The organism is Pseudochrobactrum sp. AO18b, assembly GCF_000409565.1.
Lineage (GTDB): Bacteria > Pseudomonadota > Alphaproteobacteria > Rhizobiales > Rhizobiaceae > Pseudochrobactrum > Pseudochrobactrum saccharolyticum.
On record NZ_ANNO01000308.1, the window covers coordinates 1 to 884 of the forward strand.

Annotated in this window: 1 pseudogene; it reads left to right on the forward strand. The window is 53.1% G+C overall.

The features are described 5' to 3' along the window. The first annotated feature begins 64 nt into the window (after positions 1 to 64). Positions 65 to 832, forward strand: a pseudogene (locus A918_RS21535) (IS6 family transposase). Positions 833 to 884 lie beyond the last annotated feature (52 nt).

An 884-nucleotide genomic window follows, 5' to 3' on the forward strand; every position in this document is an offset into this window, starting at 1 on the left:
GGCTCTGTTGCAAAAATTTTGCCGATGTCCGAAAGAATGCTGACAATTTTCAGCGAGACTTTTGATGAACGATTTCAAGTGGCGCCATTTTCAGGGTGACGTGATTTTATGGGCGGTGCGGTGGTATTGCCGGTATGGGATCAGCTACCGCGATCTTGAACAGATGATGGGTGAGCGCGGTGTGCCCGTCGATCATTCCACGATTTATCGCTGGGTCCAGAAATACGCGCCGGAGATTGAAAAACGGCTACGCTGGCACTGGCGCCGACCACAGTCAACGAGTTGGCGGGTTGATGAAACCTATGTGAAAGTCCGGGGACAATGGACTTATCTTTACCGAGCCGTCGACAAATTCGGCAACACGATCGATTTCTACCTGTCTGCGACGCGCAACGCCAAAGCAGCCAAGCGCTTTTTGGGGAAGGCTTTGAACGGCTTGAAAGACTGGGAAAAGCCGCGTGTCATCAACACTGACAAAGCACCAACCTACGGGATTGCCATCGCGCAGTTGAAGGCCTAAGGTAAATGCCCTGATGAACTGGTGCATCGGCAGGTCAAATACCTGAACAATGTCGTCGAGGCTGACCACGGCAAGCTGAAACAGCTGATCAAACCGGTCAGAGGGTTCAAGACGTTGAAGACGGCATATGCGACGATCAAGGGCTTCGAGGTCATGCGGGCGTTGCGCAAGGGCCAGGCTGCTATTTTCAACCTGACACGAGACATCCGTGGGGAAGCGCGTATCGTTGAACGCGCTTTTGGCATCGGGCCGAGCGTGTTGGCAGAAGCCGTGGAAATGCTCGCCCAGAATCTACAAGGTCAGACCGCTTGACAGCAGAGAACGAGGGGCTTTCCTTGACAACTATATTTTTTGCAACAGAGCC